This is a genomic window from Pseudostreptobacillus hongkongensis, assembly GCF_001559795.1.
Classification (GTDB): domain Bacteria; phylum Fusobacteriota; class Fusobacteriia; order Fusobacteriales; family Leptotrichiaceae; genus Pseudostreptobacillus; species Pseudostreptobacillus hongkongensis.
Window position 1 is genome coordinate 1 of sequence record NZ_LOHY01000138.1, and the last position, 18,428, is coordinate 18,428.

Annotated in this window: 19 protein-coding genes and 2 pseudogenes; 19 read left to right on the forward strand and 2 right to left on the reverse strand. The window is 26.6% G+C overall.

Going from position 1 to position 18,428, the window contains the following annotated elements:
* Positions 1-83 precede the first annotated feature (83 nt).
* Both AYC59_RS06615 and AYC59_RS08560 read left to right on the forward strand, forming a co-directional pair.
* Entirely contained in the window at positions 84-449 is a 366-nt protein-coding gene (locus tag AYC59_RS06615) for a Rid family detoxifying hydrolase (protein ID WP_066896670.1), read from the forward strand.
* 61 nt (positions 450-510) lie between these two features.
* The gene (locus AYC59_RS08560) at positions 511-810 is read left to right on the forward strand and encodes an MFS transporter (RefSeq protein ID WP_500684727.1); all 300 of its coding nucleotides are present in this window, start codon (positions 511-513) and stop codon (positions 808-810) included.
* A 277-nt stretch (positions 811-1,087) separates the two neighbouring features.
* On the opposite strand, the gene sppA is transcribed toward AYC59_RS08560, so the two are convergent.
* Complete coding sequence (gene sppA, locus AYC59_RS06625) at positions 1,088-2,857, reverse strand: signal peptide peptidase SppA (RefSeq protein WP_066896676.1); 1,770 nt, start codon at positions 2,855-2,857, stop codon at positions 1,088-1,090.
* Between the two features lie 138 nt (positions 2,858-2,995).
* Here sppA and brnQ point away from each other — a divergent pair, with 138 nt between their 5' ends.
* The 11 genes from brnQ to ahpF all read left to right on the forward strand — a co-directional run bounded on the left by brnQ (position 2,996) and on the right by ahpF (position 12,361).
* Positions 2,996-4,267 (forward strand): branched-chain amino acid transport system II carrier protein, encoded by a 1,272-nt coding sequence (gene brnQ / locus AYC59_RS06630; protein ID WP_066896680.1) that lies wholly within the window; start codon positions 2,996-2,998, stop codon positions 4,265-4,267.
* On the forward strand, positions 4,267-5,139 hold the full coding sequence (gene pdxS / locus AYC59_RS06635) for a pyridoxal 5'-phosphate synthase lyase subunit PdxS (RefSeq protein ID WP_066896683.1): 873 nt from the start codon (positions 4,267-4,269) through the stop codon (positions 5,137-5,139). Before brnQ ends, pdxS begins: the two co-directional genes overlap by 1 nt.
* On the forward strand, positions 5,139-5,720 hold the full coding sequence (gene pdxT, locus AYC59_RS06640; protein ID WP_066896684.1) for a pyridoxal 5'-phosphate synthase glutaminase subunit PdxT: 582 nt from the start codon (positions 5,139-5,141) through the stop codon (positions 5,718-5,720). Before pdxS ends, pdxT begins: the two co-directional genes overlap by 1 nt.
* Positions 5,710-6,159: a GNAT family N-acetyltransferase gene (locus AYC59_RS06645; RefSeq protein WP_245620689.1), complete on the forward strand. Its 450-nt coding sequence runs from the start codon at positions 5,710-5,712 to the stop codon at positions 6,157-6,159. The genes pdxT and AYC59_RS06645 overlap by 11 nt, the downstream gene beginning before the upstream one ends.
* The gene (locus tag AYC59_RS06650) at positions 6,140-6,742 is read left to right on the forward strand and encodes a class I SAM-dependent methyltransferase (RefSeq protein WP_066896690.1); all 603 of its coding nucleotides are present in this window, start codon (positions 6,140-6,142) and stop codon (positions 6,740-6,742) included. The genes AYC59_RS06645 and AYC59_RS06650 overlap by 20 nt, the downstream gene beginning before the upstream one ends.
* On the forward strand, positions 6,742-7,458 hold the full coding sequence (yaaA, locus tag AYC59_RS06655; protein WP_066896693.1) for a peroxide stress protein YaaA: 717 nt from the start codon (positions 6,742-6,744) through the stop codon (positions 7,456-7,458). Before AYC59_RS06650 ends, yaaA begins: the two co-directional genes overlap by 1 nt.
* 2 nt (positions 7,459-7,460) lie before the next feature.
* Positions 7,461-7,949, forward strand: a complete 489-nt coding sequence (locus tag AYC59_RS06660) for a ketopantoate reductase family protein (RefSeq protein ID WP_066896696.1) — start codon at positions 7,461-7,463, stop codon at positions 7,947-7,949.
* Between the two features lie 118 nt (positions 7,950-8,067).
* Positions 8,068-8,619 (forward strand): NADPH-dependent FMN reductase, encoded by a 552-nt coding sequence (locus AYC59_RS06665; protein ID WP_066896699.1) that lies wholly within the window; start codon positions 8,068-8,070, stop codon positions 8,617-8,619.
* A 160-nt stretch (positions 8,620-8,779) separates the two neighbouring features.
* Positions 8,780-10,159, forward strand: a complete 1,380-nt coding sequence (gene nhaC / locus AYC59_RS06670) for a Na+/H+ antiporter NhaC (protein ID WP_066896702.1) — start codon at positions 8,780-8,782, stop codon at positions 10,157-10,159.
* Between the two features lie 100 nt (positions 10,160-10,259).
* Positions 10,260-10,826: an alkyl hydroperoxide reductase subunit C gene (gene ahpC, locus AYC59_RS06675; RefSeq protein WP_066896705.1), complete on the forward strand. Its 567-nt coding sequence runs from the start codon at positions 10,260-10,262 to the stop codon at positions 10,824-10,826.
* Entirely contained in the window at positions 10,826-12,361 is a 1,536-nt protein-coding gene (ahpF, locus tag AYC59_RS06680) for an alkyl hydroperoxide reductase subunit F (protein WP_211260035.1), read from the forward strand. The genes ahpC and ahpF overlap by 1 nt, the downstream gene beginning before the upstream one ends.
* Before the next feature lie 69 nt (positions 12,362-12,430).
* Here the strand turns inward: ahpF and AYC59_RS06685 are convergent, their stop codons facing one another.
* On the reverse strand, positions 12,431-13,330 hold the full coding sequence (locus tag AYC59_RS06685; protein WP_066896708.1) for a DMT family transporter: 900 nt from the start codon (positions 13,328-13,330) through the stop codon (positions 12,431-12,433).
* Positions 13,331-13,445: 115 nt separating this feature from the next.
* Between AYC59_RS06685 and sufC the strand changes: the two genes are divergently transcribed.
* The 6 genes and pseudogenes from sufC to AYC59_RS08335 form a co-directional block, all read left to right on the forward strand.
* Positions 13,446-14,210 carry a Fe-S cluster assembly ATPase SufC gene (gene sufC, locus AYC59_RS06690; RefSeq protein WP_066896711.1) on the forward strand — a complete coding sequence of 255 codons (765 nt, stop codon included), beginning with the start codon at positions 13,446-13,448 and terminating at the stop codon, positions 14,208-14,210.
* Positions 14,197-15,612, forward strand: coding sequence for a Fe-S cluster assembly protein SufB (gene sufB / locus AYC59_RS06695; protein ID WP_156445514.1), 1,416 nt, complete (start codon positions 14,197-14,199; stop codon positions 15,610-15,612). Before sufC ends, sufB begins: the two co-directional genes overlap by 14 nt.
* An 8-nt stretch (positions 15,613-15,620) precedes the next feature.
* Entirely contained in the window at positions 15,621-16,739 is a 1,119-nt protein-coding gene (locus AYC59_RS06700) for a SufD family Fe-S cluster assembly protein (protein WP_066896716.1), read from the forward strand.
* A gap of 1 nt (position 16,740) precedes the next feature.
* Complete coding sequence (locus tag AYC59_RS06705) at positions 16,741-17,940, forward strand: SufS family cysteine desulfurase (protein ID WP_066896719.1); 1,200 nt, start codon at positions 16,741-16,743, stop codon at positions 17,938-17,940.
* 102 nt (positions 17,941-18,042) lie between these two features.
* A pseudogene (locus tag AYC59_RS07840) lies at positions 18,043-18,153 on the forward strand (AAA family ATPase); the annotation flags it as partial.
* Positions 18,154-18,190: 37 nt separating this feature from the next.
* Positions 18,191-18,334 (forward strand): annotated as a pseudogene (locus AYC59_RS08335) (PD-(D/E)XK nuclease domain-containing protein); the annotation flags it as partial.
* Positions 18,335-18,428: the final 94 nt, after the last annotated feature.

The window sequence follows — 18,428 nt, forward strand, 5'->3', positions numbered from 1 at the left end:
GGAGTAGTTGCTGATATTAATGACTAATTAACAAACATATAAATAGCTTATCTGATGATAAGCTATTTTTTTAGGAGGATAAAATGAAAAATATACCAAAGGCTGTAGGACCTTATTCAGCATATTATAAAGCAGGAGATTTTCTATATATTTCAGGTCAATTAGGAATTAATCCTGAAACTAATGAAATTGAAGGGAAAACTGCAGCAGAACAAGCTAAACAATCTTTAGAAAATTTAAAAACTATACTTGAATTAAATGGATTAACTATGAAAAATATAGTTAAAACTATGGTTTTATTAGATGATATAAATGATTTTGTTAGTGTAAATGAAGTTTATGCAACATATTTTGAAGAACCATATCCAGCAAGATCTGCATTTGAAGTAGGTAAATTACCTAAGGGTGGTTTAGTTGAAATAGAAGCAATTGCATATTTTGGTAAATAGTAGAACAAAAATAGCTGATTGAATATACTCTTTTGGCTATTTTTAATTTATAAAATATATATTGACTTATTTTGTTTTATTATTATACTATATATCAATTCCTCAAATAATGATATATTTCCCAGAATACCTAGATAGTATTAATCTCAACCCTGAGTTTATAGGTATAGTCTACATGGTAGCAAACCTATTTAGTTTAATTGCTGCTAAAATACATAGTAAATATTTAAAAAAATATGATGGTATAATAAAATTAAAATATAGTCTTATTCTAATAATGATTTTGTCTTTAATAATGGGTATTTCAAATATATACATGTTAACAATAACTATTTATTTAATGTATAGAGTCATTATGTGATGGTTTTATCAACAATTTTATATTTATATAAATAATTCGACATCAAAAGAATATAAAAGTACGATGTTTTCAATTATTAATGTTGTTATGGAAATAGCATTTATAATATCTGATCCCATAATTACCTATATTATTTTAAAAACAAATATAAGATTACCTATGTATTTGCAAGTATTAATATTTTTATAATATTGATATTTATTAACATAATAAATATTAGAAATAAAAGAATATATAAAAACAGCTGAAAGAGAAAATCTCAAACAGCTGTTTTATTTTATTTAGTGTATATTTCAATTTCAGGTGAATAATACATTAATTTACCATCTTGTCTTAATAAGAAGTTTAACTTATCTTCTACATAGTCAAAGTTTATTTTTTGCTTTTTAGATAAGTTTAATGGTATGTAATCCATTAAATGATCTAATAAACTATCATATTTTTGAACAGAATAGATATTTATTATGTTATAATTATGATCTAATTTTAATTCCTTTTGTAATGCGTCTATAGTATCATATAGACCACCTATTTGATCTATTAATCCATTTTCTAATGCTTCAGTACCAAGCCATATTTGCCCTTGTGCAATAGCTTCAAGTGAATCTTGATTTAAATTAGTTCTTTTTACCAATACATCATTTTTAAATTCGTTATATACTTCTAGCATAGAATTTCTGTAAAGTTCTCTTTCTTCTTCAGTCATTTCATGATTTGAAGATAGAATATCAACATATTTACCTTTTTGTACACCATCTATATTAATTCCTAGCTTGTTATATGTACCTATTAATTTAGGTAATAGTGAAACAACACCTATTGAACCAGTTATACTATTTTTGTCTGCAAATATTTTGTTTCCTATTGATGCTATATAATATCCACCACTAGCAGCAACATTACCTATAGAAATATATACAGGTATATCTACTTTAGCTAACATATCATATATTTTTTTAGCTTCAAGAGCTGATCCTCCACCAGAATTTATTCTTATAACTAATCCTGCAACTCCTGGATAAGAAAGTGCTTCATCTAGTTTATCTTTAAATGCTTCTGATGTAATATTTGGATTTGTATATGATGTAGTAGATTCTATATCACCATCTAAATATATTACAGCAATCTTATTTGGTGAAGTAAATTGAGGAACTATAGTTTTAATATATTCTTGAATATCAATACTATTATTATCAGAAATATTTAATTCTTCTTTTAAAGTATCAAAGTCTTTTAATGAATCTACTAATGATAAATCACGAGATTTTTCAGGACTTAGAAATACGTATTCACCATTTAATAATTTATTTTTAAAAGTATCTTTATCTATTTTTCTACTTGTTGATACTTTTTCTACAAAGTCATTAAGTCTTTTATCATATATTCTAGTAATTGTATCTTTTTGTTCTTGACTCATAGAATCTCTATAATAGTTTTCACCATATGATTTATGTGTTCCGATATGGATAACTTCCATTTTAAATCCAAATTTATCAAATAAGTTTTTATAATATCCAGAATTTACTGAATATCCATTAAGTGTTACCTGTGCTGTTGAATATTTTGGAATTATGATTTCATCTGCAAGTAAAGAAACATTATAATTCTGTTTATCTAAATCTTCGCTATAAGCATAAACTTTTTTCCCAGCTTCCTTTATTTTCTTAAATATTGGTTCTACTTCTTCAATTTGAGCAGAAGATAAAATGAATGAGTCACTATAAATTAATATGTTTTTGATCTTATCATCTTCACTTACTTTGTTTAAAGCAATTAATAAATCTGAAAATGTATTTGATTTACCATCTATATATTGAATAGAATTAATAAATTTATCTTCAGAAGGAATAGATATATCTTTTAATAACAATGTATCGTAATTTTTTGCTACATTATCACTACTTTGAATATATAGTAGACTACAACTTGCTATACCTCCTAGAATAAAAATTGTTAGAAAAATATATATGAAAAAAGAATAAATCTTTTTTATTGTATAAATAGTCAAGTTTTTTAAGAATTTACCTATATTATTTAAAAAATTCATATTATTTTGTTCCTTTCTTTTATTTTATATAAATATTAACATAAATGAATTATAAATTCAACAATATATAGAGCCTTTATTAAATATATTTAGTTGCAATATTAAGGTATATAGTGTAAAATAATTTAAGGAGGGAAAATGAATAAAAAATTTAGTAAATTAGATATTGTATATGTATCATTAATGATATTTGGATTTTTTTTTGGAGCGGGTAATTTAATATTCCCAATATTTTTAGGTATGAATTCAGGTGAAAATTTAAATACAGCCATGATATTTTTTGCAATATCGGAGATAGGCTTTACTATGCTTGGGGTAATTGTATCATCAAGGGTAAATTCATTAGAAAATGTAGAAAAGAACATGGGCTTATTATTTTCAACATTACTTTTAACAAGTATATGTTTAGCACTTGGACCAGGTGTTGCGATACCACGTGCAGCAACTTTAGCTTTTGATATGGCAATAATAGACTATATTCCGAGTTTTATTAATATAAATATTGCAAGAGCTATATATACTGCAATATTTTGTGTAGTGGCATATTATCTTACAAAAGGTCAAAATAATTTGTTTAAAAGAATAGGTAAAATTTTAACACCACTAATACTTATAACTATAACTGTTGTTTTAATAGGTGTTTTAATTAAAGTAGAAAATATAGTTTTACCAGCAACTGGTGATTATTTAACTAATCCAAGTTATAAAGGGTTCATTGAAGGATATAATGCTATGGATTCATTAGCATCACTTAATGTTGGTGTAATGGCATTTGCTATACTTTCTAATATATATAGCGAAAAGAAAGAAACAATAACTAAATATATAGCTTTAGGGTGTTTAGGAGCTTCAGTTCTATACTTTATAGTATATTATTTACTTGCATATATAGGAAGAAGAATGGCTCATATTTATCCCGATTCAGAAAATGGAGCTGTGTTACTTAAAAATAGTATGAAATATTTATATGGTGATATCGGAGTTTTATTAATTACTATACTTTTTATATTAGCTTGTTTAAGTGCAGTAGTTTCTATAGTTAGTTTTTCAAATACATATATATCTAAAAGATTTAATATAGAATATAATAAGATGTCACAAATGATTTTATTTGCATCATTTTGCATATCAACAATAGGTCTAAATAAAATACTTGTATATTCAATTCCTATTTTATTATTTATATACCCAATATTTTTCACTATAATATTGCTTGAAGCGTTAAGTAAAATATATTCTGGGGATATTTGGATATATAGGTTAACAGTATATGTAGTAACATGTATAAGTTTTTTAAATGTAGCATTACAATTTTTAAAAATTCAAGAAATTAATTGGATTTATCCAACTTTAATTGTATTTATAATTTTATTAATATATAAAAAATATTTTGTTAAGGAGAATAGATAATGGAAAAAAGATATGAATTAAATAAAAATTTAGCACAAATGTTAAAAGGTGGAGTAATAATGGATGTTTCTACACCTGAACAAGCTATAATTGCAGAACGTGCAGGAGCTGCAGCTGTTATGGCACTTGAAAGAATACCAGCTGATATAAGGGCAGTTGGAGGAGTTGCTAGAATGAGTGATCCTAAAATGATACAAAGTATACAAGAAGTAGTTAGTATACCAGTAATGGCTAAAGCAAGAATAGGACATTTTGTAGAAGCTCAAATATTAGAAGCTATAGAAATAGATTATATAGATGAATCAGAGGTTTTATCACCAGCTGATGATAAATTACATATTAATAAAAGAAAATTTAATGTTCCTTTTGTATGTGGAGCTAAGGATTTAGGGGAAGCATTAAGAAGAATAAATGAAGGTGCAGCTATGATAAGAACTAAAGGTGAACCTGGAACAGGAGATATAGTTCAAGCTGTTAGACATATGAGAAAAATGCAAGAAGATATTAGAAGAATAACTTCTATGACTGAAGACGAGTTATACAATGTTGCAAAAGAACTTCAAGTACCTTATGATTTAGTTCTATATGTTCATGAAAATGGTAAATTACCAGTAGTTAATTTTGCAGCAGGTGGAGTTGCAACTCCAGCAGATGCAGCACTTATGATGCAACTTGGAGCAGAGGGAGTTTTTGTAGGTTCTGGAATATTTAAATCTGGAGATCCTGAAAAAAGAGCTCGTGCTATAGTACAAGCGGTTACAAACTATAATGATCCTAAAGTTCTTGCAGAAGTTTCTAAAGACTTAGGTGAAGCTATGGTTGGAATTAATGAATCTGAAATTAAAATATTAATGGCAGAAAGAGGAAAATAATGAAAATAGGAATACTTGCATTGCAAGGAGCATTTATAGAACATAAATATATGTTAGATAAATTAGGGGTTGAAAGTTTTGAAATAAGACAAAAAAAAGATCTTGAAAATAATATGGATGGACTAATTCTTCCAGGTGGAGAAAGTTCAGTTATGGGTAAACTTTTACGTGATTTAGATTTATTTGATATATTAAAAAATAAAATAGAAAATGGATTACCTGTATTTGGTACTTGTGCAGGTATGATATTACTTGCTAAAGAAATAGATAATGATGATAGACGTCATTTTTCTACTATGAATATAGAGGTTAAAAGAAATGCATATGGAAGACAGCTAGGCAGTTTTTCAGTACTATCAGATTTTAAAGGTATAGGTAATGTAGAAATGGTATATATTAGAGCACCTTATGTAAATAAGGTATTATCTGATGATGTAGAAGTATTATCTATAGTAGAAGATAAGATTACTGCCGTTAGAGAAAAAAATATGCTTGCAGTAGCTTTTCATCCTGAATTAACTAGTGATAGTAAAGTTCATGAGTATTTTATAAATATGATAAAGGAAAATAATGGAAATTAAAATACTAGATCCTATTAAAGATGAGGATATACTATATGATATAGTTATACTTGAAGATAAAATATTTAAAGGTGCTTCAATAGGTAATTACAACATAAAGCCTATGGCTAAATATGGAAAAGTTTATACTATACTTGATGAAAATGAAATAATATCAGTTGCAGAAGTTATGTCATCTTTTGATAAAGAGATGGCATATATTTATGGTTTTTTCACTAATACAAAATATCAAAATCAAGGTATGGGACATAAACTTTTAGAATTTGTTCTAGATAATTTAAAAAGTATAGGAATAAAGAGAGTGCAACTTACTGCAGGAGTTGAAAATATACGTGCTTGTAGATTGTATGAAGATTTTTCTTTTAAAATCAAAGAAAATTTAGAAGATGAATATAAAGATGGGGAGAAAAGATACCTTTATGAAGCATTATTATACTGATAATACTGATTTAAAATCAAATAAAAGAGAAATAGAAATAGAATTTGAAGGTAAAAAATTTAAACTTTTAACAGATGATGGAGTATTTTCTAAAAATAGATTAGATTTTGGAACTGAAGTTATGTTAAAAGAATTTCTTAGGGATAATAAACTAAAAAAATTTAAATTATTAGATATAGGATGTGGTTATGGTCCAGTATCTATAATACTTTCTAGATATTATATGAATTCGTATTTTTATTTATCTGATGTAAATGATAGAGCTTTAGAACTTGCAAAGTTGAATCTTGAAAAATTTAAAGTAGAAAACTATAACACACAGAAATCATATTCATTTGATAATATATCAGAAAATTTTGATGTAATATTATCTAATCCACCTATAAGAGCAGGGAAAGATACTATATTTAATATATATGAAAATGCTTATAATCATTTAAATAAAGGGGGAAAATTTTATTGCGTAATTCAAACAAAACATGGAGCTAAAAGTACTGAAAAAAAATTAAATGAAATATTTGGAAATTGTAAAACTTTAGGTATACATTCTGGTTATAGAGTATATGTTAGTGAGTTGGTTTAATGATAATACTAATACCTACTGCAAAACAGATGAAAAAAAGAAATGAAATATTTGATGTTAATTTATCAGAAAAAACATTAGAAATAGCTAAAAATATTTCAGAACTTGAAATAGAAAATATTTCTAAGATATTTAAATTATCTATTGAAAAATCAGAAATAGAGAAAAAAAGATTTGAAAATATAGGTGAAAAGAATTATAAAGCACTAGAATTATTTGATGGACTTATGTATAGAAATATAAAAAGAGAAAATTTAAGTAAAGAAGAAAAAGAATATTTTTTAAAAAATGTATACATAACTTCTGCACTTTATGGTATAATAAATGTATATGACAGTATATCAGAACATAGATTGGATTTTAATATGCCATTTAAAATTAATAATGAATCTCTTAAAAAAGTTTGGAGAGAAGAATATGATGAGTTTGTTAAAGGTAAGGAAGTATTATCTTTATTATCAGATGAATTTTTAGAAGTTTTTTCAAAAAATATTAGAGATACATTTATAAACATAGAGTTTTATGAATTAAAAGATGGTAAATTAAAATCACATTCTACTATATCAAAAAAAGCTAGAGGAATATTTTTATCAGAGCTTGTTAGATTAAATATACAAGATATAGATAAAATTAAGAATTTAGAATTTGATGGTTTTAAATATTCTGAAATTAACTCTAAAGAAAGAGAATTTGTATTTATTAAAGGAGGAGAGTAACTATGAAAATAGTTATAGCAGGAACAAGTGGAAAAGGAACTATTTATGGAACTATGTTAAAGAAAGCAGGTCATGATGTTTCATTTGTTGATTTATGGCAATCAAATATTGACAAAATTAATAGAAGAGGACTTTTTGTTAATAATTTAGGTAATGAAGAAAAAACATTTATTAAAGCATTTTTACCTATACATTATAAAGAACCAGCAGAACTTTATATCTTATTTACTGATGGTGAACAACTTGATAATATGCTTAAGTTTTCAAATTATGCAATAGGGGAAGAAACAAAAGTATTATGTTTTGTAGAAGGAAATGATAATTTAGAAGTAATTAAAAAATATGTTCCAGAAGGGAATGTAGTATTAGGTAAATCTACTATGTCTGCAGAATTATTAGAGGCAGGAAAAGCAGCTGTAACTAATTATGGTGAAACTGAAATACAAAATGAAGAAATAAAAAAATTATTTGCTGAAGCAGGATTAAATTAAATATATATAAATAAATAGATACTGATGTGTCTATTTATTTTAAAATATTGTTGTAACTATTTAAATTACAACAAAATAGTGATAATATATATCTATAATTTAAAGAAAGATGTATGAAATGGATAAAAAAATATTGTTGATAGTAGGATCTTTAAGAGAGAAATCTTTTAATAGAGAAGTAGCTAGATATGTAGAAAGTAAATTAAATGAAAAAGGATTAAAAGTAAGTTTTTTAGATTATGCTAATATTCCTTTTTTGAATCAAGATATAGAATTTCCAACACCAGAGGAAATAAAAGAAGTTAGAGAAGAAGTAAATGCAGCAAATGCTTTATGGGTATTCTCACCAGAATATAACGGTAGTGTACCAGGTGTATTAAAAAACTTATTAGATTGGATTTCAAGACCTTTAGATCCAGCAAGTTTTGGTGCACCAAGTATTTTACTTGATAAACTGGTAACAGTAAGTTCTATAGCAGGAGGATCAAAAGGATCATTTGTTATACCAGAATTAAAAGGATTATTAGGTAGAATGAAATTAAAAGTGTTGGATGAATTTACAGGATTACAAGTTCCAGGTGAAGCATGGCAAACTGGAGTACTTGTATTAAGTGATGAACAAAAAGCAGAACTTGATAAACAAGTTGAAGCATTTGTAAGTAAGTTATAATTAAAATATTAACATTAAATCTGAATAAAGGAAAAGTAGAAGATTAGAAGTTCTAAAATTCTACTTTTTTATTATAAAAAATACAGTAAATATTTACTCTATTGACAATATCAAATATATGAGGTTATACTATCAGTATATTTAAAAGGAGGAGGTCTTTATGTTTGATTTGAAACAGTATAGAAAACCAGGTAAGATAGAGGCAGCTATATTAATTTTTGTAGTTTTATTAATTTTGGGATACCCTATGATAATGATTCCTAATATGGTTCCTCATATACCTGTTTTATTAGCTATTATTTTCTTACTAATCTATGGAATGATTTTTAAAATTAAGTTTTCATATATGCAACAAAGTATGATAGAGTCAGTTAGTACGAGTATGGGGGCAGTTTTACTATTTTTCTTTATTGGCATGTTGGTATCTATTTTAATACTTTCAGGTGCAATACCAACTTTAATATATTATGGTTTAGATATTATGTCATCACGTGCTTTTTATTTATCTAGCTTTTTAATATCAGCTATAGTAGGAATTTCTATAGGGAGTAGTTTGACAACAGTTGCAACATTAGGAGTTGCTTTGATAGGAATTTCTAATGTTTTTGGGTTAAATCCAGCTATAAGTGCAGGGGCTATAGTTTCTGGAGCTTTTTTTGGAGATAAAATGTCACCTTTATCGGATACAACTAGTATTTCAGCTAGTATAGTAGGGGTTGATTTGTTTGAACATATTAAAAATATGATGTATACAACTGTGCCAGCTTTTGCTATATCTACAATATTTTTTTATTTATTATCACCTAATGATAAAATAGGGGATATATCAATCATACTAAAATTTAAAACAGATATTTCAAATAGTGGATTAATAAATCCTTTTTCTATTATAACTTTTATTCTTTTAATAATTTTATCAATATTAAAAGTACCAGCTATACCAACTATTATATATACTAGTATATTAGGGATTTTAGTATCATTTTTTAATTCAAGTTATAGTTTTGAAGAGATTTCTAAATTCCTGTTTTATGGATATTCAAAAGATGGTTTATCGGAAAATATTACATCACTTTTAAGTAGAGGTGGTATAAGCTCGATGTTCTTTACTATGAGTATAGTAATACTTGCATTAAGTTTAGGAGGCTTATTATTTGGTCTTGGCATCATACCAAGTTTACTTGATAGTATATCACATCTTTTAACAACACCTTTAAGAGCCACATTTTGTGTGGTTATTACATCTTTAGGTATAAACTATATAGTAGGAGAACAATATTTAAGTATTTTACTTTCGGGGAAAACTTTTAAACCTATTTATGATAGATTGGGATTGCATCCTAAAAATTTATCTAGAACTTTAGAAGATTCAGGTACTGTTATTAACCCTTTAGTTCCTTGGGGTGTTTGCGGTGTGTTTATAACAAGTGTTTTAGGTGTAAATACTATAGAATACATACCTTATGCTATATTTTGTTATTCAAGTCTTGTACTAACCTTATTATTTGGATTTACAGGAATTACATTGAGTAAGAAATAGGATACAACTACATGTTAATGATTTTTTTAACTTTTATTGAATAATATTTATCAATTTGATATAATAATTATGAAAACAATTAGAACTTAGGAGGAAAATAATGTCTTTAGTAGGAAAAGAAATACAAGAATTTAGTGCACAAGCATATAATCCAACAACAGAAGAATTTATAACTGTAACGGATAAAGATTTAAGAGGTAAGTGGAGTGTTATAATGTTTTATCCAGCAGATTTTACATTTGTATGCCCTACAGAATTAGAAGATTTACAAGAACAATATGATACTTTAAAATCTTTGGATACAGAAGTTTATTCTGTTTCAACTGATACTCATTTTGTACATAAAGCATGGCATGATCATTCAGATAAGATATCTAAACTTACATTTAAAATGATAGGAGATCCTAGTCATTTAATCTCTAAACAATTTGAAGTTTTAGATGAATCAGGATTAGCGCAAAGAGCAACATTTATAATAGATCCAGATGGTGTAGTTCAAGTAGTTGAAATAAATGCTGATGGAATAGGAAGAGATTCTTCAGTGTTAGTTGATAAAATTAAAGCAGGACAATTTATTAGAAAAAACCCAGGACAAGTATGTCCAGCAAAATGGAAAGAAACAGGTGAAACTTTAACACCAGGATTAGATTTAGTAGGTAAAATATAATGAGTATAATAGATTCTAGTTTAAAAGGACAACTTTCACAATATTTACAACTTTTAGAAAATAAGATTTCTATAGGTATGAGTTTAGATGAAAGTGAAAATTCAAAAAAATTAAGAGATTTCATTTTAGAAATTGTATCATTATCTGATAAAATTTCTGTAACTGAAGAAAAATCAAATTACACACCTTCATTTTCTGTAAATAGATTAGATGAAAAAACAGGTATAGAATTTGCAGGAATTCCTTTAGGTCATGAATTTGAATCTCTTGTATTAGCTTTACTTCAAGTAGGTGGGCGTAAACCTAAAATATCAGAAGAACAGTTTGCAAGAATTAAAGCTATAGATAAAGAATTAAAATTTGAAACTATAGTTAGTTTATCTTGTCATAATTGTCCTGATGTTGTACAGGCTTTAAATATATTATCAGTTTTAAATTCTAAAATTAGTCATACTATGATAGAAGGTGGAATGTTCCAAGAATTAATAGAAACTAAAGGTATTATGGCAGTTCCAACTGTTCTTTTAAATGGTGAGGAATTTGTTGCTGGTAAAACAAATCTTGATAAAATTCTTGATATGATAGCTGGACCTAAATCTGATGATAAAATAAAGGAAATAGCAAAATTAGATACTTTAATAATAGGTGGAGGACCAGCAGCGGCAACTGCAGCTATTTATCTTGCAAGAAAAGATTGGAATACAGCTATAGTTTGTGATGAATTTGGAGGACAAGTCAAAGAAACTTTAGGTATAGAAAATATCACTGGTACTAAATATACTGAAGGTCCTAAATATATGGCTCAAGTAAAAGAACATGTAATAGAATACAATGTTCCAATATTTGAAGGATATAAGGTTGAAAGTATAGAAAAAGGTGATGAATTTAAATCTAAGTTAAATAATGGAATAGAGATATTATCTAAAACTGTTATAGTTGCAACAGGTGCAAGATGGAGACTTTTAGGTATTCCAGGTGAAACTGAATTTAAAAATAAAGGAATAGCATATTGTGTACATTGTGATGGACCTTTATTTAAAGATAAAAAAGTTGCTGTTATAGGTGGAGGAAATTCTGGTATAGAAGCAGCTATTGATTTAGCCCCTATAGCAAAAGAAGTAGTAGTATTAGAATTTGCCGATACATTAAAAGCTGATGATGTTTTACAGGATAGAGCAAGATCATTAAGTAATATAGAAATAATAACTAATGCAGAAACAACATCTATAGATGGAGATAATAAGGTACAAGGTTTAACTTATACAGATAGAATATCTGGTAAATCTATTTCAAGAGATATAGATGGTTGTTTTATTCAAGTAGGGTTAGTTCCTAATACAGAATTTTTAGATAATAAAGTTGAAAAGACTAGAATGGGTGAAATTGTTGTTGATGGACAAGGTCAGAGTTCTATTGAAGGACTATTTGCTGCAGGAGATTGTACAAATACAGAATTTAAACAAATAGTAATAGCTTCTGGAAGTGGAGCTAGTGCAGCTCTTGGAGTTAATAATTATTTAGTTAGAAAAAAATAGTATAAAAAAACATATATCAATAAAATCAATAATAATGTTTGTTATTATAAAATTTAGAGATATATGTTTTTATTTTTTCTCTTTAACACTTAATAAAGTAACAGAACCTATTATTAATATAACCCCTATAATTTGTATAAAAGATATAGTGGTTGTTTTCATAATAAATACAGATATAAGAAGAGCTGTTATAGGTTCAAATGATCCAATAATTGCTGTAATATTTGGACGTATATATCTTGTACTTTCTAGGAAAAAGTAAAATGGTATTACATTTCCAAGTATAACATTAAAAGCAAATGCTGAAATAATATCAATTCTATTCATACTTTGTATAAAATTAACATGATTTGTAAATGGTGTAAGTGATACAGATCCAAGTAACATTCCAAGTCCTACTATCAAACACACATCATATTTAAAAAAGTTTTTTACATAGATTATATAAAATACAAAAGTCATTGCAGAAATTATACCCATAATTAATGCTCGTGGACTTACTGAAATATTTGATAAATTTCCATTAGTAACCATCAAAAACATTCCAAATAGTGCAACAAAACTTAAAAAAACTTCAGATTTTAAAGGTAATTTTTTATCTTTTATACTTAATAGTATTAATATAATTATAGGAGATAAAAATTGAAGTAATGTTGCAAATGGTGCATTTGAATATTCTATAGTCTTTGCAAATGTAGCTTGTAAAAGCATTACACCTATTACAGAATATATGATTAATTTTAATATTTCTTTTTTATTTGACATAAGTTTTTTAATATCATTATACCCGTTAATATATATAGAATAAGGTACTAGAATAAGTCCTGAAAATAGCATTCTATAAAGAACATAAGTGTTTGCTTCCATAGATGAATTGGTTAACATATACTCTGCAAAATTTCCTGATGCACCCCAACAAATTGCAGCCGTAAGTGCCATTATTATTCCTAAATTTATATTTTTTTCCATTTTTTCACCTCTAATTAATTATACTATATTTTGTATTAAAAATAAATTGGATTGAGAATATTTTTGATTTAGGATATAATAAGAATAATAATTATGAACTTAGAAAGGAGTAAATATGGAATTACTAAAGGTAGTAAATTTACATGCAGGAGTAGAAGAAAAAGAAATAATTAAAGGTTTAGATTTGACAATAAATAAAGGTGAAATACATGTGATAATGGGTCCTAATGGTGCAGGGAAATCAACGCTTGCTTCAATTTTAATAGGGCATCCTAAATATGAAGTAACTGAAGGTCAAATTATACTTGAAGGTGAAGAAATTCAAGAAGATGCAGTTGATGAAAGAGCTAGAAAAGGACTATTCTTATCTTTCCAATACCCAGAAGAAATACCAGGTCTTACAGTTGAAGATTTCTTAAGATCTGCAAGAGAAGCTGTTACTGGAGAAAAACAATACTTTGTTAGATTTAATAAATTATTGAAAGAAAAAATGGCAGAACTTAAGATGGATGAATCTTATGCTTCAAGATATTTAAATGTAGGATTTTCTGGTGGAGAAAAGAAAAAGAATGAAATACTACAAATGGCTATACTTGAACCAAAAATTGCAATACTTGATGAAACAGATTCAGGGCTTGATAGAGATGCTACCAAAATTGTGTTTGAAGGAGTTAAAACATTAAAAAGTACAGATAGATCAATGCTAATAATAACACATTATGATAAAGTATTAGATTATTTAGAGCCTGACTATGTTCATATATTAATGGATGGTAAAATAGTTAAAACTGGGGGTAAAGAATTAGTTGAATTTATAGAAGATAATGGTTATGAAAAATTAAAAGAAGCATTAAATGGAGAAACAAATGGAAATAACTAAAAAGACATATATAGCAGATATTGAGCGTGGAGTTTATGATATTAAAGATGAAATGAAACATAAATTCACAACAGGAAAAGGGTTAAATGAAGATGTTGTAAGAAAAATATCTGAGAAAAAAAATGAGCCTTCTTGGATGTTAGAAAAAAGATTAGAAGCACTAAGAATATTTAATTCAAAACCTATGCCAAATTGGTCAACTGATTTATCAGATTTAGATATAAATGAAATAGTGCACTATTTAGAAACTGAATCAGAAAATATGAATAATTCTTGGGAAGATGTTCCAGAGTATATTAAAAATACTTTTGATAGATTAGGAATACCTGAAGCTGAAAAACATAGTTTATCTGGAGTTGGAGCACAGTATGATTCAAATGTTGTTTATCATAGTTTAAATGAAGAACTTGCAAAACAAGGAGTAATATACACAGATATAGAAACTGCCTTAAAAGAACATGAGGATATTATAAAAAAATATTTTATGAGTCTAATAACACCTAATGATCATAAATTTGCAGCTCTTCATGGTGCAGTGTGGTCAGGTGGATCTTTTGTATATGTTCCTAAAGGTGTGCATGTTGAAAAACCATTACAATCATATTTTAGACTTAATGCATCAGAATCAGGACAATTTGAACATACTTTGATAATAGTTGAAGAAGATGCTTATCTTCACTTTATAGAAGGATGTTCAGCACCTAAATATTTTAAAAATGCACTACATGCAGGAGCAGTTGAACTATATGTTGCAAAGAATGCTAAACTTAGATATTCAACTATAGAAAACTGGTCTAAAAATTTATACAATCTTAATACAAAAAGAGCAATAGTTGAAGAAAATGGGACTATAGAATGGATATCAGGATCATTTGGATCTCGTGTTACAAATCTTTACCCTATGAGTATATTAAATGGTCCACATGCAGCTTGTGAATTTACTGGAGTTACATTCGCAGCAGCAGGACAATTCTTAGATACAGGATGTAAAATAATACATGCTGCACCTTATACTACTTCAAATGTTTCATCTAAATCAATTTCTAAAAATGGTGGAGGAGCATTTTATAGAAGTTTACTAAAAGTAGTTCCAGGTGCTCATCATTGTAAAGCAACAGCTGAATGTGAATCATTAATGTTAGATAATAACGGTTCAGCATCTCATACTATGCCTATAATCGAAGTAAACACAGATGATATAGATATAGGACATGAAGCATCAATTGGAAGAATAAGTGATGAAGCTATCTTTTATTTAATGAGTAGAGGATTAAGTGAAGATGAAGCAAAACTTATGATAATTAGAGGGTTTGTTGAACCCATATCAAAAGAATTACCACTTGAATATGCAGTTGAGCTTAATAAATTAATAGAATTAGAACTTGAAGGGACTATTGGTTAGGTGATAATATGGAAAAAAAATATTCAGAAAGAGTACAACAAACTATAGATTTATTAAAATCTGCAGTTGCAGAAGAAGCTAAAAAAGCTACACCTAAAAAACAAGATACGTCACTTTCTAAACCTAAATGGAATAGAATGAAATATGAAGTTCGTGGTGTTGATAGTATACAAGAATTTAATGGATTTAAATTTGAAAATCTTGATGTAGATGGTATTAGTATAAATGAAAATGTGAGTACTAATTTAAGAATAGGTAAATATTTTCAAAATGAAAGTGATAATTATGCTAATGTTAGAAAAAATATATTAATAGAAAAGGAAATTAAAGAACCAGTATTTTTAACATTTGAATTAGATAAAGAAAATCCTCATTTAGTTGATGTTTTAAATATACATATGAAAGAAAATTCAAGTTTAAAACTTTTTGTTATGTATAAAGGTTTAGATGAAGAATATACTTATCATAATGGATATATTAAAGTAAATGGAGAAAAAAATTCAAATTTAGATATTATAGTTATACAAACATTAAATACAAATTCTGAAAATTTCTTTGGTATGGATATACAAGTAATGGAAGATGCAACAGTAAACTATTATGGTGTTGAATTTGGTGGACATGCAAATGTTACATCAGTAAACTCTAATTTAAAAGGATTTAGAGCTAAATCTTTATTACAACCTATATATCTATCAGATAAAAATAGAAAAACAGATTATGAATATACTCTTAATTTTGATGCTAAAGAATGTGTAGCAGATATAGATTCAAGAGGAGTTACAAAAGATACAGCTGTTAAAGTATTTAGAGGTAATTTAGTATTTGAAAGATTTTCTTCAAAATCAGCAGGATCTGAATCAGAATTTTCTATACTTTTAGATAAGACAGTTAATGCACATTCTATACCAACATTATTCTGTGATGAAGATGATGTTATAGGTGCTCATTCTGCAAGTATAGGTAGAATAGATCAAGATAAATTACTATACTTAATGAGTAGAGGATTTAGTGAAAAAAATGCTAAAAAATTAGTGGTTGAATCTTCATTTGGACCTGTTTTTGATGCAATAGATAATGAAGATATAGTAAATGAATTAAAGGAAATTTTAGAAAGTAGGCTTTAATATGGAAAATATTAAGAATAAATTTCCAATATTTAATAATAAGGATATACACTATTTAGATACTGCTGCAACTTCTCAAAAACCAGAAAGTGTAATAGAATCTATTAAAGAATATTATGAAAATGAAAATGGTAATGCAGGTCGTGGTACCCATGAACTTGCCTTACTTAATAGTGCTATAGTTGAGACAACAAGAAAAAAAATAGCAGACTTTGTTGGTGTTTCTGATCCTGATTGTATAGTATATACTAAAAATACTACTGAAAGTTTAAACATATTAGCTTTTTCTTATGCTATGTATAATCTTAAAGAAGGAGATGAAATTATTCTTGCAATTTCAAATCACCATGCTAATATTGTTCCATGGCTTGAAGTTGCAAAGATAAAGAATATTAGATTAAGATATGTTTATTTAGATAAAGATGGAAATATAGATATTGATGAATTAATGTATATGTTGAATTCAAAAACTAAAATAGTAAGTATATCTGCTGTAGTTAATTCAACAGGAGTAATACAAAATTTTAAAGATATTTCTAAAATGAGCCATAGTGTAGGTGCTAAATTTATACTTGATTGTGCGCAATCTATGATACATTTTAAACATGAATTTGAAAAATGGGATGTTGATTTTGCTGTATTTTCAGGACATAAAATGTTTGCAAGTCAAGGTATAGGAATACTTTATGGTAAAAAGGAATTACTTAATATTACTAAACCTTTCATATTTGGTGGAGATATGGTTGAATATGTTACTGAAAGTAGTGCAGAATTCAAAGAAGTACCTCATAAATTTGAAGGTGGAACTTTAAATATATCTGGAATTAAATCATTATCAAGTGCGATAGATTTTATTGAAGATATAGGGTATGATAAAATTGAAGAAAAAGAAATAGAACTTATGAGATATTTACTTTTTTCTTTATCAAGACTTGATTTTGTAGAAACATATTATACAGAGACAGCAGATAGAGTAGCTATAGTTGCATTTAATGTTAAAGGAGTTCATTCTCATGATGTTTCCTTTATACTTGATAGCTATAAGGTAATGGTAAGGTCAGGACAACATTGCTGCGCACCTTTAATGAGATTTATGGGAATTAATTCTTGTTGTAGAATAAGTTTATCAATATATAACACAGAAGAAGATATAGATAAACTTATAGAAGGATTGGAAAAAGTAAAAGAAGTGTTTAAATAAAGGAATGAGTAAGTATGAATTATTAAAATTCATATTTACTCTTTTTTCTTTAAAGTTGTCTAAGATTATTAGAAAATTAGGGGGAGAGAAAGGGGAAGCATTATGGAATTAAAAGGAATAAGAACAGGAATAAGTGATTTTAAGACAATTATAGAAAAAGATAGGTGCTATTTTGATAAAACAAAATTTATTGAAGATATTTTAAAAGATGGATAAGTAATAAAATTGTTTACTCGTCCAAGAAGATTTAGAAAGCGAAGTAAAAAGTGGACTAACTCAGATAAAAGAAAAACAATATGATACTAAATTAAAAGAAAAGAATGTAGAAACTATTATACATGTTGCTATAGCTTTCTATAAAAAAGAAATAAAGGTTAGATATAAAGTAGGTTAGAAATAATCTACTTTTTAATATATTGTAAAATAAGGGCTATAAAATAGTTTGCTTATTTAAATTTTTTATGCTAGAATCTCAAATTTGAAAAAAT